Origin of the sequence: Paractinoplanes durhamensis (assembly GCF_016862175.1) — a bacterium.
Lineage (GTDB): Bacteria > Actinomycetota > Actinomycetes > Mycobacteriales > Micromonosporaceae > Actinoplanes > Actinoplanes durhamensis.
In genome coordinates this window covers 14,471-38,992 of record NZ_BOML01000032.1, presented here as the reverse complement: position 1 = coordinate 38,992, position 24,522 = coordinate 14,471, and the positions used below count along the sequence as shown (strand labels likewise).

Here is a 24,522-nt window from a genome sequence, read left to right as displayed (position 1 = left end):
CCGCGGGGCTGCCCCTGACCACATTTCGTCGTCGCGGGCTTCCCCAGCCGCGCTGACCCCTATTCGTCGTCGCCGGGCGTCCGCTGCGCCGGAATGTGCGTGGTGTCCTCGCTGATCTCGTCCGGCGGCCGCTCCGAGTTGAGAATGTTCTTGGCCCGCGGCCCACTCGCCTCGGCGACCCGAAGGTCCGGCGACACGATGCGCCCGGTCGGGTCCTCGGCGAAGTTGGGCGCCTCAGCGTCCGCAATGGACACCGACGACCCGTTCTTGGCCTTGGCGCCCGACCCAGACCCGGCCCCCGGCCCAGCCTCCTCGGCCCCCGGGCCAGTCACGGCACCCTGCCCAGTCTTGGCGCCCTGCCCGGCCGACCCAGTCTCGCCCCGCCCGTCCGCGTCCTGCTCGTTTCCGCCCTGACCGTCTTCGCCCTGACCGCCTTCGCCCTGACCGTCTTCGCCCTGACCGCCTTCGCCCTGCTCGTCCCCATCCGCAATGGACTCGTTGCCATCGGCGACCGGGAAGGTCACCACCTCGGCCCGCGTCCCCGGCGCCGCGACAAGGTGCGGCCGAATGATCTGGGTCCGCTCGTCATCCACGGTCTTCCCGACAAGCCGAATCACCTGGGTCTCGTCACCACCGACGTCCCCCGTGGCCCGATTGCTGAGATCCCGGGTCCGTTCCCCGATCCCGCGCACGTCCCGGGTAGGCCACTCCCCGATCGGCCGGGACGGAAACCGCAGCACCTGAGTCTGCTCGGTAGGGTCCGGCACCGGCTCGATGACCCGAGTCCGCTCCCCCGGATCGCTGATCGGAAACGGCAGCAGCTTCCGCCGCACGACTTCCGTCTCGTCCCCGGGTTCGCCAAGCGGAAGCCGAACGACCTGCGTCCGCTCCCCGTCATCCCGCACCGGAAGCCGAACCACCTGAGTCCGCTCCGAGTCGTCCCCGCGAGCCTCCCCGACGGGAAGCCGAATAACTTGGGTCCGCTCCGCCGGATCCGCCACCGGCAGCCGAACAACCTGCGTCCGCTCGGCGTCATCCCCCACCGGAAACCGAATTACTTGCGTACGGTCCCCCGGCACGACATCAGCAAGACGCACAACTTGCGTCCGCTCAGAGTCGTCCCCCGCCGGCGTCCCCCCGCCCGGCCCCGACCCGCCATCATCATCGCCACCGGCTTCAGCGCCCGACGCAGCCGCACCGCCAGAGCCGTCGTCCTCGCCGACAGCGCCCGGTTCATCAATCGCGGCAGCCACGGCCGCCGATTCATCGGTCACTGCAGCCGGTTCATCGGTCACTGCAGCCGATGCGGCCAGCCCATCAATCGCCCCGGCGGCCGGTTCGGCGGTCACGTCGGCGGCCGGTTCGTCGGCCGGTTCGTCGGACGCCTCGGCCGGTGCGACCTGCCCAACAGTCGCTTCGGCAACTGCAGCCTGGTCGTCGCCTTCGACGGTGGCAGACGGTTCGTCGTGACTGGACGTCGCGGCTACGGCCGCCGTCGACTCCTCATCCGCAGCGACGGTTCCCTCATCGCCCAAGCCCTCGGCTGCGTCCGCATCCGCATCCGCCAGGCCGGCGTCAGCGGACAGTTCCTCATCGACCTCGGGCGCTGCGACCGGCTCGCCATCCCCGGCAGCAACGGTCGGCTCGTCATCATCCGAGGCTCCGACGACAACCGTCGTGGGCTCGTCACCATCCGAGGATTCGACAACAGCCTCATCAGCCCCCGACTCACCGACGTCCGCGGTCCGTTCGTCGTGAGATCCGGTAATCGCGGCCGACTCATCGCCGCCGTTCCTCACCGCGCCGGCCGGTTCTTCGCCGACCCCTGCCGAAGTCAACTCAGCTGCCGGTTCACCGTCCCCTGCCGCTCCGGCAGCAGTCACCGTGGGCGCATCGCCGTCAGCCGCCTCAGCGACAGCCAAGGTCGGCTCATCACCGTCCGCAACAGCCACGGTCGGCTCATCACCGTCCGCGACAGCCACGGTTGGTTCATCACCGTCGCCGGCAACTACCGTCGGCTCATCGGTGGCGGCCGCGACCAGCGATTCGTTATCCGCCACATTCGTTCCGGCAGCGGCCGACTCCTCGTCGCCGGCCTCCGCAACATCGGCCGTCGCCGCAGCAGCGACAACCGGATCAGCGGCTGCCGACTCAGCCTTCTGCGCCGACTCACCCTCAGTCGCGGACTCCTCAGCTGCCAAAACTTCGTCGGACGGGGCAACCGTCTCGGCGTCGGCGTCGGCGACCGCAAGCACGGCCGTGGGCGGCTCGCCCTCAGCGGCCGTCGTCATCACGGAGGTCGACTCACCGTCAGCGGTCACGACCATCACCGTGGTCGAGTCGCCGTCCGTGGTCGGCACGCCCGTCCCGCCCTCCGGCCCGTCGACGTCAACGGCCTCATTCGCTGCCGCTGCCGGCAGTGAATCAGCGGCAGCTTTCACCACAGCCGTGGCCTCGTCGTCGGCAGTCGCCTCGCGGAAAGCCACCGTCGGCTCGTCCGCGGCCGCCTTGATCACCGTCGTCGGCTCATCCGCTGTATCCCCGGCGACATCGGCGACCGGCTCAGCCGCGTCACCGGCGACAGCACCGGCGGATGGTTCACTCGCCGGGTCGCCGGCAACGTCAACCGCAGGCTCAGCGGCCGCGCCCTCGACAACGCCGGCCTTCAACGCATCCGCCGCGCCCCCGGCAACCTCCGTCGCCGACTCGGCCGCCCCGTCTCCGACAACTCGAGCCGCAGGCTCAGCACCATCGGCCACCGCCTCAGCGACTTCAGCTGCGACAACCAAGACCGTCGCCTCGTCGGCGCCATCCCCAACATTCGCCGTCGGCTCATCGGAGTCAGCTGCACCATCAGCCGCTGGCTCGCCCGCGAGCCGGGGGTTGAAGTCGGCCGGGCCCTCAGCCATCCCAGCGACCGCCTCAGCCGCCTCAGCCGCCTCAGCCTCGGCAATCCCAGCCGTCACCTCACCGGCCTCATCCCCGACATCCGCCGCCGACTCATCCGTGTCGGCCCCGGCAACATCAGTCGCCGGCTCGCCCGCGGCCTTCCCGGCGTCATCCGCCGCCGGCTCATCGGCGCCGGCCCCAGCAACATCCGCCGTCGACTCATCGGCGCCGGCCCCTGCGACATCCGCCGTCGGCTCGTCCGCAGCCTTCCCGGCGACATCCGCTGTCGGCTCGTCGGTGCCGGTGACCTCCGCCGTCGGGTCGTTGCTTGTTGCGGCGTTCGGGAGGGTTGGGTCGTCGTTGTCGTTGGCTACGACGACTGTCGTGTTGTTGGACGGGCTGGTCAGTGGCGCTGTGTCGTCGTCGGGGGCCGAGGTGGCCACCGGCAGGCGGAGCACTGTGGTCGGGTCGGGATCGATGCCGGCGAGGGTGAGCACCGTGGTTCGGTCGGCTGCCATCGGGATGCCGGGGGCTCGGGCGGTACCCCAGAAGCGGCTGATGTCGCCGACGATCGGGAGGACCGGTGGCTCGTACTTTGCCCATCGGCGCGCGCTCAACGCCGTACAGATCAAAGGAACCGCAAGCAACGCCGCCAAGCCGTAGCCCGGACGCGAAAGATCGAAGCCGTCCTTGGCCACCGATGGTGGCCAGGCGTCGGCGTAAGCCGACGGGGACAGCAGGGCCCACAGGGTGATGATCAGGTAGATGGCACCGGCGGCCACCGGGCCCGCGGGGGAGATCGGACCGAGGACCAGGATTCCGTATGCGGCGCCGGCCAGCAGCAGGAGCAGCAGGCCGGTGAACGTCTCGACGGCGAAACCGTCGCGGCCCCGGGTGGTGAGGTCGCTGTTGAGGCCCACCCCGGTGAGCACCCAGGCGGCCGGCGCCAGGACCAGCGCATACAAGATCGACCGAAGGTGACGCAACGTTTCTCCCCGGGTGGTTCGCTGACTGGGCACGCTACCGATGCTGGGCAAGTGACCACCGTCATCATCGACTTCACCAGCGCGGGGCCGGGATTTGCTCGGCCGCCCGGACATAGTTGGCGGCCGATCAGCCAGCGCGGGAATGTGGTCGGCGCACGGCGAAGCGGGCCGGGTGTATCGGCCGGCTACATGGACTTACGGTGGGCGGGCGGGAGAGGCTCAATTCTTGATCGAAATGTGAGCCTGAACTGACGTTAAGGTGTGTGCATGACGGGCACAGTGCTGTGGGAACCGCCGGCCAACGTTCGGGACACGACCCGCATCGGCGCTTATCTGCGCTGGTTGGAGCGGGAGCGTGGGCTGAGCTTCGCCGACTATCCGGCGCTGTGGGAGTGGTCCGTCACCGACCTGTCCGGTTTCTGGCAGTCGATCTGGGACTACTTCGAGGTCATCAGCCACACGCCCGCGACGGCGGTGCTGGCCGAGGCGTCGATGCCGGGGGCGACGTGGTTCCCGGGGGCGACCCTCAACTACGCCGAGCATGTGCTGCGGATGCCGGGGCTCGGGGACGACGATCCGGTGGTACTCGCGTACTCGCAAAGCCGCGGGAAGATCGAGCTGACCGCGCGGCAGCTGCGTGACCAGGTGCGGAGCGTGCGTGCCGGGCTGAAGGCCCGGGGTGTCGGCAAGGGTGACCGGGTTGCCGCCTATGCCCCGAACATCCCGGAGACCTACGTCCTGATGCTCGCCGCGACCAGCCTCGGCGCGATCTTCTCGTCGTGCGCACCCGAGTTCGGCACCCGCAGCGTCGTCGACCGGTGGAGCCAGATCGAGCCGAAGGTGCTGGTCGCGGTGGACGGCTACCGCTACGGCGACAAGCCGATCTCGCGTACCGCCGAGGTGCAGCAGATCACCGAGGCGATCCCGTCGATCGAGCACGTGGTGACGATCGGCTACCTGGACCCGAGCGCGGGTGACTGGCAGTCACTGGCCGGCGATGACCCGATGGCGTTCGAGGCGGTGCCGTTCGATCACCCGCTGTACGTGCTCTACAGCTCGGGGACGACCGGCCTGCCGAAGCCGATCGTGCACGGCCACGGCGGCATCCTCATCGAGCATCTCAAGATCCTGGCGCTGCATCACGACCTGGGCCCGGCCGACCGGTTCTTCTGGTTCACCACGACCGGCTGGATGATGTGGAACTTCCTGGTCAGCGCGCCAATGGTGGGGGCCTCGATCGTGCTGTTCGACGGCAATCCCGGCTATCCCGACATGTCGGCGCTGTGGGATCTGATCGACGAGGCCGGCATCACCTACTTCGGCACGTCGGCACCGTTCCTCATGGCCTGCCGCAAGGCCGGTCTCGAACCCCGCAAGCCGGGCCTGAAGGCCATCGGCTCGACCGGGGCGCCGCTGCCGGCCGAGGGCTTCGACTGGGTCTACCAAGCGGTGGGTAGGCAACTGCAGTTGCAGTCGCTGTCCGGAGGTACGGATGTGTGCACCGGATTCGTCGGCGCCTCGCCGCTACACCCGGTGACCGAGGGCGTCATCGCCTGCCGGTGCCTGGGCGCGCGGGTGGAGGCCTACGACCCGGCCGGCAAACCGGTCGTCGACGAGCTCGGCGAGCTGGTGATCACGGCTCCGATGCCGAGCATGCCGGTCGGCTTCTGGAACGACCCGGAGGGCAAGCGGTACCAGGAGGCCTACTTCGACGTCTTCCCCGGCGTCTGGCGGCACGGCGACTGGATCACCATCGGCTCCGACGGCACCTGTGTGATCACCGGCCGCTCGGACGCGACGCTGAACCGGGGCGGCGTGCGGCTGGGCACCGCCGAGTTCTATTCGGTGGTGGAAAGCCTGCCGGAAATCGTCGACTCGGTCGTGGTCCACCTGGAGCAGGACGACAATCCGAACGGCGAGCTGCTGCTGTTCGTGGTCCTGACCGAGGGCCTCGAGCTGGACGATTCCCTGATCAAGAAGATCCGCGGCGAGCTGCGCTCGGCGCTGTCCCCACGGCACATTCCGGACGAGATTCATCAGGTACGGGCGGTGCCACGCACCCTGTCCGCGAAGAAACTGGAAGTGCCGGTCAAACGCATTCTTACCGGTACGCCGGTGGAGTCGGCCGCCGCCAAGGGAGCGCTGGTCAACCCGGAGTCGTTGGTGGCTTTCGAGAAGCTGGCCCGGGAGCGTTCCGCCGTCGCCGAATAACACAAATACGCCAGCGTCGATCATCACCTTGACCTGGCGGTTTGCGCTCGGGAAGCTGCTTTCCGTGGCGATTCGGTGGCGGATTCTTCCGGTGGTTCTGATCGTGGCCGGGTGCGCGCCCGCGCCCGCCCCGGTTACGGCTGCGTCCGCCGTACCCGTCTCCATCGCTCCGGCGGTTTCTTCGTCGCCCTCGCCGTCACCGTCGTTATCGCCGTCGTTGTCCCCGTCGTTGTCGCCGTCACCCTCCCCATCGCCGCCCGCTTCGAAGAAGCCGGTTTCCTTCTGGGGCGACACGTCCACGATCCCGAAGGCGAAGAACGTGCTCACCGTCAAGGTGCTCAATCGCACGAACGGCGCCTATCCGGACAGCAAGGTCTTCTGGACCTTCAACCGGCAGACCCACTCGATCGCCGACCGCCCGTATCTCGACATGCCGGCCAACTCGGCGGGCCGGATGTATTTCCACCTCGGCTCGGCAAGCAGCAAATACAGCGACTTCATCGAGTTCACGGTCGGCCCCGACCAGTTCAACGGCAACACCACCCGGGTCGACGCCTTCGTCCTGAAGATCGCCATGCGCCTGCACGCCGCGGACGGCTTCGACCAGGAGGTAGGCGAGTCCCGCAGGGTGTTCGCCGAGTCCAGGGCAACGACGTTCGCCCGTTTCAAGGCCGCGGTGCCCACCGAGTTCGACCACCTGTCCCAGGCCCAGGACCGGATCCTCTCCCCCGGCGGCGACCCCGAGTTCAAACCGGGCGGCCGCTACGCGAACTACTTCGCCGCCTACACGTCGGTCGCGACCAGCTCGGAGATCCTCGGCTGCGCCGGCCCGCTGTCCGGCAAGCCAGACGAGTGCGCCCAGCTGAACCGACACGTGACCGCAGCCCAGGCGAACAACCGAGCCGCCTATTACCAGGCGGCCCCAGCAAACTTCTACGCAAAGTTCTGGCACGACAACGCCATCGAGGCCCGCGCCTACGGCTTCCCATACGACGACGTAAACGCCCAGTCGACATACGTCTCCCACAAGAACCCGCAGTACCTGTTGGTAGCGGTCGGCTTCTAGGAGTAGTCGGCTTGCTACAACAGGCAACCATGCGGGTCATGAGAGTGACTCATGTAAATGTCCATCGCGGCTGGATCACCGTGGCCCTGTCCGCCGCCCTGATCATCGGGTTCATCTCCATGGTCGTAGCGTCGCCGTGGCTCTTGAGCGCCGTAGTAAGCCGTTCGGCAGACTGGCATGCGCTCTCGGAGGTGGGTCAGGCATACGGCGGGATTTCGGCGATCCTGTCCGGGCTGGCCTTCGGCGCCATCGCCGCCTCACTGCTGCTGCAATGGCGCCAGATCCGCCTGACCCAGACCGTCATGGCACGCGAGCGCCATTTCGAACTGACGAAATTGGCCGTGGACGATCCGAGGCTCATCTTCCCCGCCCTGCCCGGACGATCCGACGAGGAAAAACGACGGTGGATGTACCTCAACCTCTGGGTCGCTCACTGGGCAATGTTGTGGGAGACGGGAGCCATGACCGCGCCGGGGGCACGCGGGAATTTTCGCATTCTCTTCGAGGACGACATGGCGCTGGAATGGTGGGCCGAGCGGGGTTCCGCATGGTCCTCGAACCCCTCCCGGCGCCTCAGCACGTTCTTGACGATTGCCGACGAGGCTTACCGCCAGACGGTCGCCGACAGATCGGCGACCGCCGAACCTCCTGCATGACGCCGCTCAGGTCAGCAGGATTGTTGCTTTTTCGGACTCGGCGCGGGGCTTTGTCTTTGCGGGGTCCAGGTTGGCGCACAGGATCACCGACGCGCCGACGGCCAGGGGGGCGAAGAGCCAGTCCTCCGGCTCCGGGTAGGCGCGGGTGTCGATCAGGATGCGGTCGCCCGCTCCGATGCCCAGCTCGGCCGCCCGGACCGTTGCCGTGCGCATCACCGCCAGGTGGCTCATCTCGACCGGGCCGGCCAGGGCCCGGTCGTCCTGGTCGATCGGCGCGCCGCGGAAGTGGTCGCCGTAGTTGCGCACCTCTGTCACATAGTCGACAAAACCCGGGGGTAGCTCGCGCAGCGGCATGGCGAGCGGCAGCAGGCCGGTGATGAGCCGGTCGCCGGTCGCCCACGCGGCCGACCGCTCGGCCCTCGAAGGGGCCGTGAACAGGGCATCCACCGGCTGCGGGTCGTCGCCCAGGTCGGCCGCCACGCCCGCTGCGGCGGCGCCCAGCACGATCGCGGCGGTCTGCCAGTGCGGCGGCAGGAGGACGGCGATGTTGTCGCCCACCCCCAGACCGAGGCCGTCGATCAGCAGGTTGGCGGTCTTCGAGACCCAGTTGTCCAAGGTCGCCCCGGACAGCTCGGTCCGATCGCCGGTGGCGTCGTCGTACCAGGTCAACAAGGGCGTCGTCGGGTCGCGGCGAACCGCATCGGCGAGGGCCTGCGGGATCGTGGTCTGCACGGCACCAACGATAGGGCCGTCACCGTACGTAACCGATCCTGAGCATGCGATGAAGTCCGGGACACGCTTCGAATCAGGCGGTGTCGCGGTCACATGCCCGATGCATTCCGGGCGTAGGCTTGCCAGTGGTCTGCATAACAACCTCTTTGGGAGTTGCCTCGTGACCGCCGGTCGCCCCCCGCGAGTGCTCGTCGACGCCACCAGCGTCCCCGCTGATCGGGGAGGCGTCGGCCGATACGTCGACGGCCTTCTCGGTGCCCTCGGCCGGTTGGACCCGGAGAGGGTCGATCTGGCCGTCGTGGCCCAGCGTTCGGATGCGGAGCGTTACAGCCGCATGCTCGGCGACGCCGAGGTGATCGCCGGCCCGGCCGCGGTCGCGCACCGGCCCGCCCGGCTCGCCTGGGAGCAGACCGGGCTGCCGCTGCTGGCCCAGCAGGTCGGCGCCAAGGTGCTGCACTCGCCGTTCTACACGTGCCCGCTGCGGGCCGGCTGCCCGGTGACGGTGACCGTGCACGACGCGACGTTCTTCACCGAGCCGGAGCACTACGACAACACCAAGCGGACCTTCTTCCGGAGCGCGATCAAGACGTCGCTGCGCCGGGCGGCCCGGGTGATCGTGCCGAGCAAGGCGACCCGCGACGAGCTGATCCGGCTGCTCGACGCCGACCCGACCCGCATCGACGTGGCCTACCACGGCGTCGACCAGGCCGCGTTCCACGCCCCGACCGACGAGGAGAAGGCGCGGGTCCGCGCCCGCCTCGGCCTCGGCGACTCCGGTTATGTGGCGTTCCTGGGGGCCAAGGAGCCGCGGAAAAACGTGCCCAACCTGATCCGCGGCTGGGCCCGCGCGGTGGCCGACTGGCCGCACCCGCCGGCGCTGGTGCTGGCCGGCGGCCAGGGCCACGACGACGAGATCGACCGCGCGGTGGCCGAGGTCCCGTCGCACCTGCGCCTGCTGCGCCCGGGCTATCTGCGCTATGCCGACCTCCCGGGCTTCCTGGGCGGCGCCTTGGTGGCCTGCTACCCGTCGTTCGGTGAGGGCTTCGGCCTGCCGATCCTGGAGGCGATGGCCTGCGCCACGCCGGTGCTGACCACCCCCCGGCTGTCGCTGCCGGAGGTGGGCGGCGACGCGGTGGCGTATACGACCGAGGATGCCGATCGCATCGCCGCTGACCTGGCCGATCTCCTGCACGACGAGCAGCGCCGGATCACCCTGGCGAAGGCCGGCTTCGACCGCGCCAAAGAGTTCACCTGGGCGTCAAGTGCCGAGGTACATGTCACCACCTGGAAACGTGTGGCCTCGTCATGACCCACTACACTTCGTGCGCATGATTGAGCAACAGGGTGCGTTGTACGGCGTGGTTTTGGCAGGCGGCACCGGCACCCGCTTGTGGCCGCTGTCCCGCGCCGGCCACCCGAAGTTCCTGCACCCGCTGACCGGCACGGACGCGTCGCTGCTGCAGGCCACCGTCGACCGGATGGACCAGCTGTCGTCGTCCGACCGGGTCTTCGTGGTGACCGGGGTGGCGCACGCCGCCGAGGTGGTCCGGCAGCTCACCGAGGTCCCGGCCGACAACGTGCTGATCGAGCCGTCGCCGCGGGACTCCTGTGCCGCGATCGCGCTGGCCGCCGCGGTGATCGCCCGGCGCGAGCCGGAGGCGATCATGGGGGCGTTCGCGTCCGACCACCTGATCGCCGACAAGGCTCAGTTCACCCGGGTCATCCAGCAGGCGATGGGCGGCGCCCGGCAGGGCCTGCTGATGACGCTCGGTATCACCCCGACCCGCCCGGAGACCGGCTACGGCTATCTGGAGTGCGGCAGCGTCGTCGGTGACGGCCCGGTGATGGCCGTGCAGGAATTCAAGGAGAAGCCGACGTACGACGTGGCCGAGAGCTACGTCAAGTCCGGTAACTACCTGTGGAACGCCGGCATGTTCGTCTGGCGGGTCGACGTGTTCCTGGCCGAGCTGTCCCGGCAGCAGCCGCAGCTCGCGGCCGGCATCTCGCGCATCGCCCAGGCCTGGGACTCCCCGGCCCGCGAGGAGGTGCTCGGCGAGGTCTGGCCGACCCTGCCGCGCATCTCGGTCGACTACGCCGTGATGGAGGGTGCCGCCACGGTGGGCCGGGTCGGCACGATCCCGGGCGACTTCGGCTGGAACGACGTCGGCGACTTCCACACGCTCGGCGAGGTGCTGGTCTCCGACCATGCCGGCAACGTCGTGGTCGGCAACGAGGCCGACGGGAGCAAGGCGGGCGTGCTGCTCCGCGAGACGGAAAACCTGGTCGTGGTGCCCACGCCGGGCCGACTGGTGGCCGCCCTGGGCGTGCGCGACCTAGTCATCGTGGACACCCCGGACGCGGTGCTGGTCTGCCCCCGCGACCGCGCCCAGGAGGTAAAGAGCCTGGTCGACGCGTTGAAGGACACGGACCGGCTGCACTACATCTGAGTGGAAGCCGCGAGGCCCCGGCCGTGGGGCCTTCGCGGCGATTCACTCGTCCGCCTGAGCATTAGTACAAATGATCGAGAAATGTAGTATCGTCACCGCATGGCTTCCCCAACGGAGCTCACTCCCCGCCAGCGGCAGATCCTCACCATGCTTCGCGAGTGGTTCGACCAGCACGGTTATCCGCCCACCATGCGCGAGATCGCCGCCGCGGTCGGCCTTGCCTCACCATCCTCGGTGGCCCACCAGCTCGACCGCCTCGAGGAGCTCGGCCACATTCGACGCGACGCCCGCGGTTCCCGCGCGGTCGACATCCGCTCCGAGTCCGACCAGCCCCGATCCGAGAGCGACGTCCGCGTCCCCCTGCTCGGTTCGATCGCGGCCGGCACTCCGATCCTCGCCGACGAGCAGGTCGAGGAGGAGCTGACCCTCCCGCAGACCCTGGTCGGGCACGGCACGCTCTTCGCCCTGCGGGTCAAAGGTGACTCGATGGTCGAGGCCGCGATCTGCGACGGCGACCTGGTCGTGGTCCGCCAGCAGCCGACCGCCGACAACGGCGACATCGTCGCCGCCATGATCGACGGCGAGGCCACGGTCAAGGTCCTGCACACCGAGGGCAGCCGGATCGACCTGGTCCCCCGCAACCCGGCGTATGACGTGATCCCCGGCAACAACGCGGTGATCCTCGGCAAGGTGGTCAGCGTCCTCCGCCGGGTCTGACCCCGCCCAGCCTGAGTGAACGTTCCCTGAACCCTCGGCGCGATCGTCCAATCTCCACCGTCGGCGCGTCGATAATTCGGTCATCGAGTTCTGGTGGAGTGTGGCGCTGGCGACCCTTGGTGTGGTCGTCCCCGGAATCGCGGCGTTGTACGAGTTCGTCGTCAAGGGCCGTAAGCGTCTCGGCTATCGGGTCCAGATGGACACCACCGCCAGCAACGTGGTCAAAACCCAGCACGACGGCCCGTTCGCCCAGCTGGTGGTCGGCACCCGCAAGCTCGAGGACCCGACGATCGTGCTGCTGCGCATCGAGAACAACGGCGCGACGAACATCGACGAGGGCGACTACTCGCGTTCGCACGCCGACGACACCGGCATCACCGTCACGTTCACCGACCGCAACGTCGTCGGCGCCGTGGTCACCGAGGTCAGCGACACGAACATGGGTTCCAGCTTCCAGAACGGCGGTGGCTTCACCGTCACCGAGAACGTTCTGGAGCTGCCGAAGGTCCCGATGAACCGCGGCGAGCACTACAAGGTGCTGCTCGCACTGGAACGCGCCGACGGCGGCAAGGGCCCGCGGCAGTACCCACCGCCCGATGTGGATTGCACCGTCAAGGGCGGGGTCGGCGGCGGCCGCATCCAGGAGACGAAGAGCCGCACCGGCACCCCGAAACGCGTACTCGCCATGATCGGTTTTCTGGTCGCGATCGTCGTCGCCCAGCTGGTCATCTTCGCGTCGAGCGGGGACAGCGCCCCGCTGGACTGCGCCTCCGGCCACCTGCGGCTGACCGGTTCGACCGCATTCGAGCCGGTCGCCCGCGAGGCCGCGAAGTCCTATCACGACCTCTGCCCCCGCGCGAGTTTCACCCTGGAGATGCGCGGCAGCGGCGAGGGCCTGCAGACCGTCGACCAGGCCGGCCGGGACGGCAGCGCCACCGACCGCCTCACCTTCTCGGACGGCGAGAAGCCCACCGGCATGCCCGGGCTGCTGCCGAGACCGATCGCGTTCTTCCTGTTCACGCTGGTGGTCAACGGCGACGCGGGCATCCAGGACCTCACCCTCGACCAGATCAAGCAGATCTACCAGGGCAAGATCACCAACTGGCAGGAGATCGGCGGCAACAACCTGCCGATCCGCCTGATCAGCCGAAACCCGGGCTCCGGCACGAGGGCTGCGTTCCAGCGGCGGGTCCTGGCCGGCGAACGCGAGCCGGGCAGCAACTCCGACGACTGCCAAACCCGCGACCCCGGCTCCCCGGCCGGCGTGGTCCGCTGCGCCCGCGACACCACCGACGCGGTGTTACGCACGGTCGCATCGACCCCCGGAGCCCTGGGTTACAGCGAGCTGAGCGCCGCAACAGGCCGTAACGGCCTGATCTCCACCCGCATCAACGGCCACGCGGCAACGGTCGAGGACGCCGACCACGGCACCTACCCATTCTGGGAAACCGAATTCGGCTACACCTACGGCGAACCACCGGCCAATTCCCTGGCGGCAAGCTTCCTGCGCTACCTGACCAACCAGACCGGCGCCGACATAATCCGCTCACACGGCGACCGCCCCTGCGCAGAGCTGGCCAACCCCCAACTCTGCCACCCAACCTGAAAACCTTCAGAAGAGTACGAGCCCGTGCCAAGTCCCCGGCGCAGGGAAGAGCAAGGTGCAACACCGGCTCCTCACCCGCCTTCGGGCGGGCCCGACCCTCACCCCGGGATCAGCTGATCAGCAGCCGGATAGCTCGACCACCACGTCTCGCGGTGGTGTTTGACGACCTTGCCATCGGCTCGCACCAGGACCAACAGATCGCTGTTCAGAACCAGTGCGGCGTCCTCGTCGCCGGAGTCGAGAAGCCGGCGGACCACGGAGAGCATGTTCGCGACGGCCCATTCCGGATCGGCGGCCTTACCCAGCCGGAAACCGACCGACACGCTGGGAACCGGCTCCCATTCCCACCGCCCCTGGTCGGATGCCGCCTCCACGTAGGCGTCGTCCTCCGCCAGAACGGTGACCTCAAACCCGTAGGGCTCGAAAAGGGCGGCCGACAGAAGCGGCACCACCCCCGTGGGGCGCTCGGCCAGAGCAGGAAATGCACGCGCCGCAACCAGCTCGATCGGCGTGCTGCCGCCAAGAACGAGGTCGTATTCAATCGCCATGAGCCACGCCCTCACTCGCTCTCTCGAGGCAGGTCGATCTGAATGACGCTGCCGTCCGGCAGGATCGCTTTGACCTCCTTGAGATCGGCGATCGGCCAGTCATCGAACTGTTGTCGCAGCTCGGCGATATCGCCGTCCCAATCCCCCAAGTGGACCACCACCCGCTGAGCCTGCCTCTTCCTGACTTTCTTCCGGACACCGGACCAGACGTTACGCACGCTGGTTCCCGCGCCCGGCGCACTGCAGTCGAAGACCCGCCCTTCGACAAGGTAGTCCGGTTCCGATTCCGGCCGGCCGACGTCACCGGTGGCTTGCCGAGCCCGGACGGCCTCGGCCAGCGAAGGGTTCCGGTGGACGCGATAGCCCTGGGCCGCAAGCGTCACTGCGCCCTCGTTCTCCAGCTCCAGCGAACGACGGGTTATGTCGTCCGCCTTCGGGCGAATGTAGGTCGAGTCGCCGGTGGGCCGGCCGTCCGGTTCCCCACTGCGAGCGGTGAACAGATGGCCATTTCCGGCTCGACCCACACGGGCGACCTCGTCGACGATGTCCTCGTTCTGACGGGCGCTTGCGCCGGCCGAGTGCGCTCTTGGGGTTCGGCGCGGCTCAGGAGCCTCGTCGCCGTGGCCTCGGCCTTTCGGCGGCATCCGGCTCAGCCCTCGAGCAGCTGGGTCAGGTTTCGCAGGCTGCTGACCAGCGCCGTGGTGTAGCCGAGGATGCGGCCGGCCCACTTCACGACCGCGGCCACGATCTGGGCGGCCACCAAGGGGATCGTCACGACCAGGAGGGATTCGGCGGCCCAGACGATCACCCGGGCCACCAGGTCGGCGATCAGGTCGCGGACCAGGTCTCTGGTGAACTGCACCAGGTTTCCGGCGGCCTCGGTCGACGCGGACATCGTCGCGGCCAGGGCGCTCAGGCCGTCGATCGCCTCGACGTTGTTGGCCATCAAACCGTGGTAAGTGGTAGCGGCGGCGCCCTGCCAATCCGGCAGGTCCGACAACAGCGCGGACTTCAGATCGGCGGCCATCGACTGCAGCTCCGCCGCCATGTGGTTCCAGGTCTCGGCGTGGGCCATCACCCGGTCGGGAATGCCGGCCAGATGGTCGAGCATTTCGCGGAGCGGCTCGAAATACTCCATTGCCCAGCCGAGGCCGTTCGACAGCAGGGCGCTGATCGGGTCGAGGGCGGTGGCCGCGGCCTCCACCGCGAACGCTCCCCCGGCCAGCGCGCCGTCGACCCAGCCGCCGCCGTTCACCGATTGGTAGACGCCCTGGAAACTGTCGGCCAGTGACGCCCCGGCCCAGGCGGTGCGGGTGGAATGGACGTCGGCGACCAGCGAGACATCCGTCATCGGGTGCCTCCGGCGCGGCGGACGCGATCGGCGGTTTCGTCGTCGGCCCGGTCGTAATCCTGGCCGGTGCGGATCAGGGCTTCCGAGGCGAGGCGCAAGTTTTCCGACACGTACGCCAGTAATTCGTCCTGTCGCATGTGCCGGCGTTCGAGGATCGCCGAGATCCAGCCGCAGAGCCGGCCGTAGGCCGCGTCGTCCTGACCGATGGCCATGCTCGCGCCGCGCACCGCGGCGAAACGGCGTTGCACCTCGTCGACCTTCGCGGCGTGCGCCCGGATCTGGTGCGAGTCGACGGTGAATCCGTCAGTCACGGTCGCCCCCGGCCAACTGCTGCGCCATCCGGTCGGCGATCGCCCGGCCGGCCACCGATTCCTCGCCGACCGTTTCCTCGACGATCTTCCGGGCCTGCACCGCCGCGGCCAGGCGGGCCTTTCGCAGGGCACTCAGCACGGCTCGGGAAACGGCGTCCGGGGCGACGCGGTGAATGCGATCGCCGAATCGGATGTCGAGCAGCGCGCCGGTCGAGTCGATGACGACGTCGACCAGGTCGTTGTCGTCGGTGGCGGTGACCCGCAGAGCGCCGAGCCGATCACTCATGGCCTGCGTGTCGGCCGCCATCCGATCGATGCGGCTTTTCCAATCCCGCAGATAGCCCGCCGCGGCATCCGGGTCGAGGAGCCCACCGGGGTCCGTCACCATCCACGCCCCATTCATGATCGATCACCGTGGATGGCCCGACATTACCAATCCCGGTCCACCCGGAGACGCTCCGTGATGACGTCGGCTGATGCCGGCCGACCGAAGTGGAATCCCTGGCCGTGGTCGCAGTCCAACGCGCGCAGTAACCGCTCCTGATCGCCGGTTTCGATGCCCTCCCCGGTGACCGTCACGCCGAGTGCATGGCACAGGCCGATGGTGTGCCGCAGGACCTCGGTCGAGGCCGCGTCGGCGATGAACTCGGCGGCCAGCTTCACGGTGGCGACCGGCAGCCGGGACAGCGTGGCCAGGTTCGACCATCCGGTGCCGAAGTCGTCGACGGCCAGGCGTACGCCCAGGTCGGTGAGTTTTTGCAGGGTTTCGTTCCCGCCGTTGAGCGCGACGCTCCCGGTGATCTCGAGTTGCAGGTTGCCGGCCGGCAGGCCGGTGCGATGCAGGATGTCCGCCACGTCGGCGGCGAGGGTCGGTTCGCCGAGTTGCAGCGGCGAGAGGTTGACGCTGATCAGCAGGTCGTGGCCGGCCTGCCGCCACTGCGCGCCCTGCCGGCAGGCCTGGTCGAGCAGAAACCGGCCGAGCGGGCGGATCAGGCCGGTGTGCTCGGCGAGGGTGATGAAGTCGGGTGGTCCGAGCACCGGGCGGTCGCCGGGGCGCTGCCAGCGGGCCAGCGCCTCGACGCCGATGATCGCGCGGTCGGTGAGGCGGTAGAGCGGCTGGTAGTAGGCGAGGAACTCGCCGGCATCCAGGGCGGCCGGCATGTCGGCGGCCAGGCGGTGGCGCCGGCGGTCGGTGTCGGCCCGGCCGGTTTCGAAGACGGCGTGGTCGCGGCGGTCGTGCCGGGCCCACGCCAGAGCGAGCCGGGCGTCGCGCAGCCAGTGGTCGTCGACGGCGCGGGCGTCGACGATGCCGGCCGTGACGTCGATGCGCAGCGCGTGGCCGTCGAGCGGCAACGGCGCCTGCAGGGCACGGCGGCACTGGTCGGCCAGCTTGATCATGTCGTCGGCGCCGGTGACGTCGGCGATCAGGGCGAACTGGTCGCCACCGACCCGGGCCAGGAAATGGTCGCCGGCCAGGCGGTGCGCGACGGCGGTCAGCAGCTTGGTGACGTTGTCGGCGCCGAGCGCGTCGGCCAGCTCCGCGTACCGGTCGATGCCGAGCAGGCAGAGGCCGACCCGGCCGGTCCGGGTCGCCAGGTGCCGGCGCAGGTGCTGCTCGTTCGGCAGGCCGGTGGCCGGGTCGTGCAGCAACGCGTCCTGCAGCCGCTGTTGCAGGTCGGTCTGCACCCGCCGCCAGTGGATCTTCTCGGAGCGGTTCATCTGCTCGGCCGCGCTGACCGCCGCGTCGCGCTGGGCGGTGACGAAGCCGATCACCAGGGTCTCCAGCAGGGCCGGTACGCGGGCCGGGTCACCGTCCACGAAGGAAGGCAGCCGTTCGGCGAGCAGGCGCACCGTCATCCCGATCACCGGCGGGGAGGACATTCGCAGGTCGACGAGCTCGGCGCCGATGCGGCGGCCGGCCGCCGGGTCGAACGGCTCGGCCCGCAGCGCCGCCACGATCTCCTCGAGCAGCTCCTGCAGGGCGGCACGAGCGCGGGCCCGCACGCCGGGGACGAAGCCGGAGCGGGTGATCCCGCGCAGCCACTCGCCGACGAGGGCGGCCAGGTCCGGCGATTGCCCCATGTGCTGCCGCCTCCCCAGTGCGCGTCACCATGAACGGCCGCCGAATTATGACCATTGATCGACGCAAGGGCCATTCCTGCCGTGATGGCCGTACTGCGCTAAAGGTCAAGATCGCTACGCTTGGTCGGGTTGAACGTTCACACCCCCACCGAGGGTGACGCAGTTGCACCGATTTACGCGATTGGTGGGAGAAACGGCATAGCGCTCAGCGCTTCCGGGCCACCGCCACCAGCGCGGTCGGCTGCGGCGGGTCGTCAGCCTCGTCCGGGTCCGGGTGCCAGTCGGTGGCGCTCACGACGCCCGGCGCCACGATCTCGAACTCCGCCCCGATCAGGCCGGCGACCTCGTCCGGGCTGCGGATCACCACCGGGGTCGGCGTACGTTCGTAAAGCTGCCGGGCCCGCTCCTGAAGCTCTCGCCCCTCGGGTGTGACATCCGGCCCGAGATGCGAAACCACCAGGTAGCTGCCCGAGACCATGGTGTCCGCGAGTCGCTTCATGATCCCGGCCGGGTCGGCGGAGTCGGGCACGAAATGCAGGACGGCGACGGTCAGCACCGCGACCGGCTCGGCGAAATCCAGCAGTTGCAGCACGTCGGGGTGGTAGAGAATGCGCTCCGGATCGCGCAGGTCCCCCTCGATCACCCGCGCGTAGGGATTGCCGGACAGCAGGCTGCGGCTCTGCTGCACGGCGATCGGGTCGATGTCGACATACATCACCCGGGCCGCCGGATTGGCCTCCTGGGCCACCTCGTGCACGTTGCCGAGGGTCGGAATGCCCGACCCGATGTCCAGGAACTGCCGCACCCCGGCCTCGGCGAGCCAGCGGACCGCCCGCCCGAGAAAGGCCCGGTTGGCCCGCGCGACCAGGCCCGCCGTGGGGAAAGCCGACTCGGCCCGGTGCCAGAACTCCCGGTCGACCGCGAAGTTGTGCACGCCGCCGAGTGCGTAGTCGTACACCCGCGACGCATCCGGAACGGTGATGTCCACACCTTCCGGCACCCACCCGTAAGCCTCGGTCATCCAGCTATTTAAGTCTCCCGATGGGATTCGGCACCAGGCCCAGCACCATCAGGTCGGCGGTCAGGTCGATCAGCCGGTCCTCGGTGATGCCGGGGGCCGGCTGCAGCGCGATCCGCAGGCAGGCGTTGAGTGCCACCCCCATCGCCAGGTGGATGCGAGCCTCCGCCTCGGCCTGGTCCAGGGCCGGGGCGTGCACGGCCACGAAGATCCGGGTCACCTGGGTGAGCTGCCGCTCCACCTCGGGCAGGATGTTGCCGTGCGCCCCCAGCGGTGCCTCGTCGATCATCGCGGCGGTGATCGCCCGGTGCCGCTTCAGCGCCGTGACCAGCACCGCCAGCACGTGCCGGACCCCGTCCCGGGCCGGCATCGCCACCGCCGCGGTCAACGCCCCGGTCAGGTCGGCGAGCACGTCGGCCGAACTCCGCGCCCGCAGCTCCTCGATCAACTCGTTCTTGTCGGCGAAGTAGCGGTACAGCGAGCCGACGCTGACCTCGGCCCGGTCGGCGACCCGGTTGGTGCTCAGCCCGGCGTACCCGCGTTCCTCCAGAACCTGAGCAGCGGCGGCGAGGATGCGGTCGATCATCTCCCGGGAGCGGCGCTGCCGCGGCGCCTTCCTGGTGTTATGTGCCGTCATCTCGTCGCTCCCGAACACGAGTAGAAGCCGAGCATCCGCTCACTTTAGTGTCGAAGCATGACCACCCCGACCAGGTTCGCCGCCGACAAGCGGTGGAGTGAGAAGGCCGCTCGGCCGCTGCGGATCTTCGCGGGCCCGGGCGCCCAGCCGACCGAGGACGAGATCGCCGCCCTCCGGGACGGGCTGGTCCGCCGCGACGAGCCGGCCGCCGCGCTGGTCAAGGCGGTCCGCGACACACCCGGCCTGGCCATCCGCGACCTGCACCGGTTCCTCGCCGCCGGGCCGACAGCCGCTGGGCCGACAGCCGACGGGCCGACCGCCGCCGGGCCGACCGCCGACGGGCCGACCGCCGCCGGGCCGACCGCCGACGCGCCGGAGCCGATCCGCGCCTTCTTCGACGTCGTCACCGCCCGGCCCGCCTGGGTCGACGACCGGCTCCTCGCCCGCGGCGCCGAGGCCTGTCGCGCCTTTGGCATGGACGCCGGCCTGGTCCTCGCCTACGGTTCGCTGCTCGGCGGGTACCGCACCGCGGCCGCCCTCGAACCGCTGGTTCGCACCGGCCGGCTGACCGGCGGCGAGACGCTGCGCCGGATCAAGGAGACATCGGTCTGGTGGCGGGCGGTGACCGCCCCCGGCGGGCTGGCCACCGACGGCGAGGGCTTCCGCCTCTCGGTGCACGTCCGGGTCATGCACGCACTGGTCAACGCCCAGCTTGAGGCCGACCCGACGTGGGACTTCGCCGGGCGGGGCGTGCCGATCAACCAGTACGACCAGGCCAGCACGCTGGGCGTGTTCAGCACCAGCTTCCTGATGCATCTGCGCCTGCTCGGCGTACGCGTATCAAGCAGGGACGCCGCGGCGGTGATGCACCTGTGGTCGTACGTCGGCTGGTTGATGGGCGTCGACGACGCCTGGCTTCCCCGCACCGAGCGGCAAGGGCGCCGCCTGCTGTACCACTTCCTCTCGAACGACCCGCCGCCCGACGCCAACACGCTCGCCCTGGCCAAGGCCTTGATCCAGATGACCGACGAGGAGGTGACCGGGCGCTGGCGCCGGCGCTACGAGCGGGAGCGGGCCCTCTCGGTCAGCACCTGGCTGCTGGGCCGCACCGCGATGCGCGACCTCGGCCTGCCCTACCGCCCACCCTGGTACGGGCTGACCCGGGTGTCGGCGAATCTGCTGGTCAGCCAGGGTCTGGGCCGCCTGCCCGGCGGCCGCAAGCTGCTGCTCGACCGCGGTGAACGGCAGGCCCGGGCGCAGTTCGCCCGCTGGGGCGAGACGCTGCCGACCCCGTAACACTCAAGGCGTCCCCTCGGCGGCCGATGGTTCGGGTCCGATCCGTGGAGGGTAGCGATGGCCAAGGTTGCACTGTCGGCGCTGTTCGCCGCAGCCATCGTCATCGCCGTGATCCTCACGGTGATGGCCTGGCAGCGCCGACGCGACAGCGCCGGTTTCACCGCGATCGCCGCCATCGCCGGCGGTGCCGCCTGGTGGTCGCTGGCCACCACGGTGCCGCTGTTCAGTCGCAACCCCACGGTGGTCCTGGTCGCCGACCTGATCCTCTATCCGGGCGTCTTCCTGGTGGTGTGCGGCTGGTACGGGACCGCGCGCGCCCTGACCAACCGGTTCTGGAAACTCGACCGGCGCACCGCCCTGCTGCTGGCGATCGAACCGGTGCTGTGCACCATCGCGATCGTCACCAACCCGTGGCACCACCTGTTCATCAGCGGCATGAAGACGACGATCATCGACGGCGCCCTGGCCGCCCTGTTCGGTCCGCTGTTCTGGGTGCACACCGTCTACTGCTACGTCATCGTCGTCTACTCGTCGGTGGTCGTCTTCCGGACCTACACCCGGCAGACCAGCCGGTACCGCGGTTATCTCGTCGCGGTGATCGCCATCTTCCCGGCGTCGGTGATCAACATCATCGGCATCCTGGCCGGCGGCCGCCTGATCGACCTCACCGCCTGCGGCTTCGCGCTGAGCGCCCCGACGATGTACTGGGTGGTCCGGCACTCCACGCCCTCGATCGCCCCGGTCGTGCACCGCGAGGTGTTCCAGAACATGAACGACCCGGTCGTCGTGCTCGACCCCGCCCATCGGCTGGTGGAGGCCAACCCGGCGGCCACCGAACTGGTCGCCCGGCTGGGCGTCGACAACCAGGAGGTCGCGCTGCACCTGGCCGCACTGATGGGCCGGCTGCCGGCGAACACCGTCAGCGACTACGCCATCCTCGACGCGTACGGCTCCGGCCTGGACTTCAACGTTCGGGTCAGCCCGCTGCGCGACCGCCGCGGCACACACAGCGGCTCGATCCTGGTCGCCCACGACATCACCGAACAGAACCGGCAGACCGAGCAACTGCGCGCCCAGCTCGCCACGATCGAGGCGCTCCGGGCCAGCCTCGCCGAGCAGGCCGCCCGCGACTACCTGACCGGCCTCTACAACCGCCGGCACCTGATGACCGAACTGGGCGGCGCCCTCGAACGCGGCGCCACCTTCTCGTTCGTGCTGCTCGACATCGACTTCTTCAAGCAGATCAACGACCGGTACGGGCACAACACCGGCGACGACGTCCTGGTGCACCTGGCCGGCCGCCTGGTCGCCGCCCTGCAGCCCGGCGACATGGCCGCCCGCTACGGCGGCGAGGAGTTCGCCCTGATCCTGCACGGCATGTCCGGCCTCGAGGCAGCGGCCTGGGTGGACAACCTGCGGCACGCGGTGGCCTCGGACCCGGTGCCGGTCGACGGCGTCCCGATCGCGGTGACCTTCAGCGCCGGGGTGGCCACGAGCGACGGCCACCGCTACCCGGTAAACCTGATCGACCACGCCGACCAGGCCCTCTACGCCGCCAAGGCCAACGGCCGAAACCGAGTCGAACAGGCCACCCTGGCCGCGGCCCAGTAACTGCCGCCTGATTGCACGCTGCAGATAGTATCGCTTGAGATACTATCGCTAGCGATACTATTGTCGCACCAGGTCAGGGAGCCAATGGTCGCGTTCATCGGCAGAGAGCACCAGCTCGCCGGGCTCGATGCGCTCCTCAGCGAAGTACGCGCTGCCATCGGCGGCGACGACCCTCGCCCGGGAAAGTGCCTGCTCATCCGGGGACGTCGCCGCATCGGCAAGTCCAGTCTCGTCGAGGCATTCGTCGACCGGGCAGCCGTTCCAGCGATGTTCTTCACCGCGGCCGGCGCCTCCACCGAGGTGGAGCTCGAGTCGTTGATCGAGGCCGTCAACTCCTCGACGCTGCCGGATCGGACGGTGTTCGACGACGCGACCCCGGGGAATTGGAGCGCCGCGCTTCGCCAGCTCGCCGGGATCCTGCCCGATGACCGACCGAGCGTCGTCGTGGTCGACGAGGTGCCGTATCTGGTCGATCGGGTGGACGCCTTCGAGGGAATCCTTCAGCGCGCGTGGGATCGCGAACTGAGCCGCAAGCCGGTCCTGTTCATCCTGATCGGTTCCGACCTGTCGATGATGGAAGCGCTCAGCTCCTACGGCCGGCCGTTCCATCAGCGCGGCAAGGAGATGGTTCTCGGGCCGCTCAACCCGGCCGAGGTGGGCGAGATGCTCCAGCTCGCTCCGGCCGAGGCCTTCGACGCGGCCTTGGTGACCGGTGGCCTTCCACTGATCTGCGCTGACTGGCCACGAGGCGCCGATCTCTGGCAGTTCCTCTCCGCCGAGCTGGCAAATCCCGTCGCGCCGCTCCTGGTCTCCGCCGAGCGATCACTCGCCTCGGAGTTCCCGGATTCCGCGATGGCCCGCGCGGTGTTGTCGGCGATCGGTAGCGGAGAGCGGACATTCACCAACGTCGCCCGAGCCGCCGGCGGTATCTCCCACACAACCCTGACGCGGGCCGTCGACGTGCTCGTCAACAAGCGCATGGTCGCCGCCGACCTGCCGATCTCCACCAGCGCCTCGAGGGAACGACGGTATCGAGTCACCGATCCGTACCTGCGCTTCTGGCTGACCTTCGTGGCCCCGTACCTGGCCGAGATCGAACGCCTGCGCGGCGACCTCACCCTGCGCCGGATCGAGGCCGGCTGGACCAGCTGGCGAGGTCGCGCCATCGAGCCGCTTCTCCGGGAATCGCTCGCCCGGCTCCTACCGGATGACGCCCTGCCGGCGGCACCGGCGATCGGCGCCTACTGGACGCGCTCCAACAGCATCGAGATCGACGTCGTGGGTGCCGACCGTGAACCGATCGCCCGGCAACTGCTGTTCCTGGGCTCGATCAAATGGCTGGAGAACTCGGCGTTCGACGGTCATGACCTGCTCGCGCTGCAACGGCATCGCGCGACCATCACCGACGATCCGATCCCGCTGCTCGCGATCAGCCGCAGCGGCGTCGAGACCGTCGGCCTGGACGCTTCCTACGGACCGGCCGAACTGATCCAGGCCTGGCGTCGGCTCGGTTAAGGCAGCTTTGCGACGACGGCGTAGCACATGGCGTCGGTGACGCTGGTCTTTGGCGGGTTCGCCGGGTCGGGGTGCCACTCGACGCTGGAGACCAGGCCTGGCTCCTCGATCTTCAGGCCGTCGACGAACGCCTCGATCTCGGCTCGGGTGCGAGCCCGGTAGACGCCCTGCTTGCCGGTGGCCAGCATCTTGGTGACCGCCGTGCTGGTCTCCTCCGGCAGCGTGTCGAACGTGCCGTGCACGATCACCAAGTAGCTGCCCGGGGCCAGGGCCTCCCGCAACCGGCGGACCGCGGCGTATGCCTGCTCGTCGTCGTCGATCAGGTGCAGCACGCTGGCCAGCAGCACCGCGACCGGGCGGCCCAGGTCCAGCACCCCGGTCACCACGTCGCCGGCCAGCAGCGCGTCGATGTCGCGCAGGTCGCCCGGCTCGAACTCGGCCCGGCCCTGCGCGCTGCTCATCACCGTGCCGCGGTGGTGGACCGCGACCAGCGGGTCGTTGTCGACGTAGACCACCCGGACGGCCGGGTCGACCTTCTGGGCGACCTCGTGGACGTTGGGCGCCAGCGGCTGGCCGGCCCCGATGTCCAGGATCTGGCGCACCCCGCACTCGGCCACCAGGTGCCGGACGGCCCGCAGGACGACGGCGCGGCCCTCGCGGGCGGCGTCGATCATGTTGGGCAGCACGGCCATGACGATCTTGGTGGATTCCCGCTCGACGCCGGTGTGATCTTTCCCGCCGACCCACTGGTTGTAGCGGCGCGAGGTGTTCAGGGCGGTGAGATCAGGCTTCTCCGACATGGGCAAACCCTCACGGATACGGCAACGGGGTCGACGCAGGGGC

General features: G+C 69.3%; 21 protein-coding genes. 10 read left to right on the top strand and 11 right to left on the bottom strand.

Translation table 11 applies throughout. The annotated features are described in order from the left end of the window. Window positions 1-59: 59 nt before the first annotated feature. Window positions 60-3,854, bottom strand: coding sequence for a midas domain-containing protein (locus tag Adu01nite_RS19225; protein ID WP_203728278.1), 3,795 nt, complete (start codon window positions 3,852-3,854; stop codon window positions 60-62). 288 nt (window positions 3,855-4,142) lie between these two features. Here Adu01nite_RS19225 and Adu01nite_RS19220 point away from each other — a divergent pair, with 288 nt between their 5' ends. From Adu01nite_RS19220 to Adu01nite_RS19210, 3 genes are all read left to right on the top strand, one after another. Continuing rightward, entirely contained in the window at window positions 4,143-6,086 is a 1,944-nt protein-coding gene (locus tag Adu01nite_RS19220; RefSeq protein ID WP_203728277.1) for an acetoacetate--CoA ligase, read from the top strand. A 319-nt stretch (window positions 6,087-6,405) separates the two neighbouring features. Next, on the top strand, window positions 6,406-7,152 hold the full coding sequence (locus Adu01nite_RS19215; RefSeq protein ID WP_239132530.1) for a glycoside hydrolase family 64 protein: 747 nt from the start codon (window positions 6,406-6,408) through the stop codon (window positions 7,150-7,152). Between the two features lie 38 nt (window positions 7,153-7,190). Then, complete coding sequence (locus Adu01nite_RS19210) at window positions 7,191-7,808, top strand: DUF6082 family protein (RefSeq protein ID WP_203728276.1); 618 nt, start codon at window positions 7,191-7,193, stop codon at window positions 7,806-7,808. A 6-nt stretch (window positions 7,809-7,814) separates the two neighbouring features. Here Adu01nite_RS19210 and Adu01nite_RS19205 read toward each other — a convergent pair whose 3' ends face one another. Beyond that, window positions 7,815-8,540: a TIGR03089 family protein gene (locus Adu01nite_RS19205; RefSeq protein ID WP_203728275.1), complete on the bottom strand. Its 726-nt coding sequence runs from the start codon at window positions 8,538-8,540 to the stop codon at window positions 7,815-7,817. 160 nt (window positions 8,541-8,700) lie between these two features. Between Adu01nite_RS19205 and Adu01nite_RS19200 the strand changes: the two genes are divergently transcribed. The 4 genes from Adu01nite_RS19200 to Adu01nite_RS19185 all read left to right on the top strand — a co-directional run bounded on the left by Adu01nite_RS19200 (window position 8,701) and on the right by Adu01nite_RS19185 (window position 13,310). Beyond that, window positions 8,701-9,849 carry a glycosyltransferase family 4 protein gene (locus tag Adu01nite_RS19200; protein WP_203728274.1) on the top strand — a complete coding sequence of 383 codons (1,149 nt, stop codon included), beginning with the start codon at window positions 8,701-8,703 and terminating at the stop codon, window positions 9,847-9,849. 19 nt (window positions 9,850-9,868) lie between these two features. Further along, the gene (locus Adu01nite_RS19195) at window positions 9,869-10,987 is read left to right on the top strand and encodes a mannose-1-phosphate guanylyltransferase (RefSeq protein ID WP_203728273.1); all 1,119 of its coding nucleotides are present in this window, start codon (window positions 9,869-9,871) and stop codon (window positions 10,985-10,987) included. A gap of 99 nt (window positions 10,988-11,086) precedes the next feature. Continuing rightward, window positions 11,087-11,704, top strand: coding sequence for a transcriptional repressor LexA (gene lexA, locus Adu01nite_RS19190; protein WP_203728272.1), 618 nt, complete (start codon window positions 11,087-11,089; stop codon window positions 11,702-11,704). Window positions 11,705-11,825: 121 nt separating this feature from the next. Then, window positions 11,826-13,310 carry a substrate-binding domain-containing protein gene (locus Adu01nite_RS19185; RefSeq protein ID WP_203728271.1) on the top strand — a complete coding sequence of 495 codons (1,485 nt, stop codon included), beginning with the start codon at window positions 11,826-11,828 and terminating at the stop codon, window positions 13,308-13,310. 98 nt (window positions 13,311-13,408) lie between these two features. Here the strand turns inward: Adu01nite_RS19185 and Adu01nite_RS19180 are convergent, their stop codons facing one another. The 8 genes from Adu01nite_RS19180 to Adu01nite_RS19145 all read right to left on the bottom strand — a co-directional run bounded on the left by Adu01nite_RS19180 (window position 13,409) and on the right by Adu01nite_RS19145 (window position 19,257). Further along, on the bottom strand, window positions 13,409-13,858 hold the full coding sequence (locus tag Adu01nite_RS19180) for a SitI3 family protein (protein ID WP_203728270.1): 450 nt from the start codon (window positions 13,856-13,858) through the stop codon (window positions 13,409-13,411). Window positions 13,859-13,869: 11 nt separating this feature from the next. Beyond that, on the bottom strand, window positions 13,870-14,280 hold the full coding sequence (locus Adu01nite_RS19175) for a CdiA C-terminal domain-containing protein (RefSeq protein ID WP_203728336.1): 411 nt from the start codon (window positions 14,278-14,280) through the stop codon (window positions 13,870-13,872). Window positions 14,281-14,507: 227 nt separating this feature from the next. Next, window positions 14,508-15,209: a WXG100 family type VII secretion target gene (locus Adu01nite_RS19170; RefSeq protein ID WP_203728269.1), complete on the bottom strand. Its 702-nt coding sequence runs from the start codon at window positions 15,207-15,209 to the stop codon at window positions 14,508-14,510. Beyond that, entirely contained in the window at window positions 15,206-15,520 is a 315-nt protein-coding gene (locus tag Adu01nite_RS19165; RefSeq protein ID WP_203728268.1) for a hypothetical protein, read from the bottom strand. The genes Adu01nite_RS19170 and Adu01nite_RS19165 overlap by 4 nt, the downstream gene beginning before the upstream one ends. Continuing rightward, the gene (locus Adu01nite_RS19160; protein WP_203728267.1) at window positions 15,513-15,908 is read right to left on the bottom strand and encodes a YbaB/EbfC family nucleoid-associated protein; all 396 of its coding nucleotides are present in this window, start codon (window positions 15,906-15,908) and stop codon (window positions 15,513-15,515) included. The genes Adu01nite_RS19165 and Adu01nite_RS19160 overlap by 8 nt, the downstream gene beginning before the upstream one ends. A 41-nt stretch (window positions 15,909-15,949) precedes the next feature. Further along, on the bottom strand, window positions 15,950-17,602 hold the full coding sequence (locus tag Adu01nite_RS19155; protein ID WP_203728266.1) for a putative bifunctional diguanylate cyclase/phosphodiesterase: 1,653 nt from the start codon (window positions 17,600-17,602) through the stop codon (window positions 15,950-15,952). A gap of 205 nt (window positions 17,603-17,807) precedes the next feature. After that, entirely contained in the window at window positions 17,808-18,623 is an 816-nt protein-coding gene (locus tag Adu01nite_RS19150) for an SAM-dependent methyltransferase (RefSeq protein WP_203728265.1), read from the bottom strand. A 4-nt stretch (window positions 18,624-18,627) separates the two neighbouring features. Next, a complete protein-coding gene (locus tag Adu01nite_RS19145) occupies window positions 18,628-19,257 on the bottom strand; it encodes a TetR/AcrR family transcriptional regulator (protein WP_203728264.1) in 630 nt (209 codons plus the stop codon). A gap of 57 nt (window positions 19,258-19,314) precedes the next feature. On the opposite strand from Adu01nite_RS19145, the gene Adu01nite_RS19140 reads away from it, so the two are divergent. From Adu01nite_RS19140 to Adu01nite_RS19130, 3 genes are all read left to right on the top strand, one after another. Continuing rightward, window positions 19,315-20,553 (top strand): oxygenase MpaB family protein, encoded by a 1,239-nt coding sequence (locus Adu01nite_RS19140; protein WP_203728263.1) that lies wholly within the window; start codon window positions 19,315-19,317, stop codon window positions 20,551-20,553. Between the two features lie 57 nt (window positions 20,554-20,610). Beyond that, window positions 20,611-22,164 (top strand): histidine kinase N-terminal 7TM domain-containing diguanylate cyclase, encoded by a 1,554-nt coding sequence (locus tag Adu01nite_RS19135; protein ID WP_203728262.1) that lies wholly within the window; start codon window positions 20,611-20,613, stop codon window positions 22,162-22,164. Between the two features lie 84 nt (window positions 22,165-22,248). Beyond that, on the top strand, window positions 22,249-23,679 hold the full coding sequence (locus tag Adu01nite_RS19130) for an ATP-binding protein (RefSeq protein WP_203728261.1): 1,431 nt from the start codon (window positions 22,249-22,251) through the stop codon (window positions 23,677-23,679). Here Adu01nite_RS19130 and Adu01nite_RS19125 read toward each other — a convergent pair. Further along, on the bottom strand, window positions 23,676-24,479 hold the full coding sequence (locus Adu01nite_RS19125; RefSeq protein WP_203728260.1) for an SAM-dependent methyltransferase: 804 nt from the start codon (window positions 24,477-24,479) through the stop codon (window positions 23,676-23,678). The two genes, Adu01nite_RS19130 and Adu01nite_RS19125, sit on opposite strands and share 4 nt — an antisense overlap. Between the last annotated feature and the right edge of the window lie 43 nt (window positions 24,480-24,522).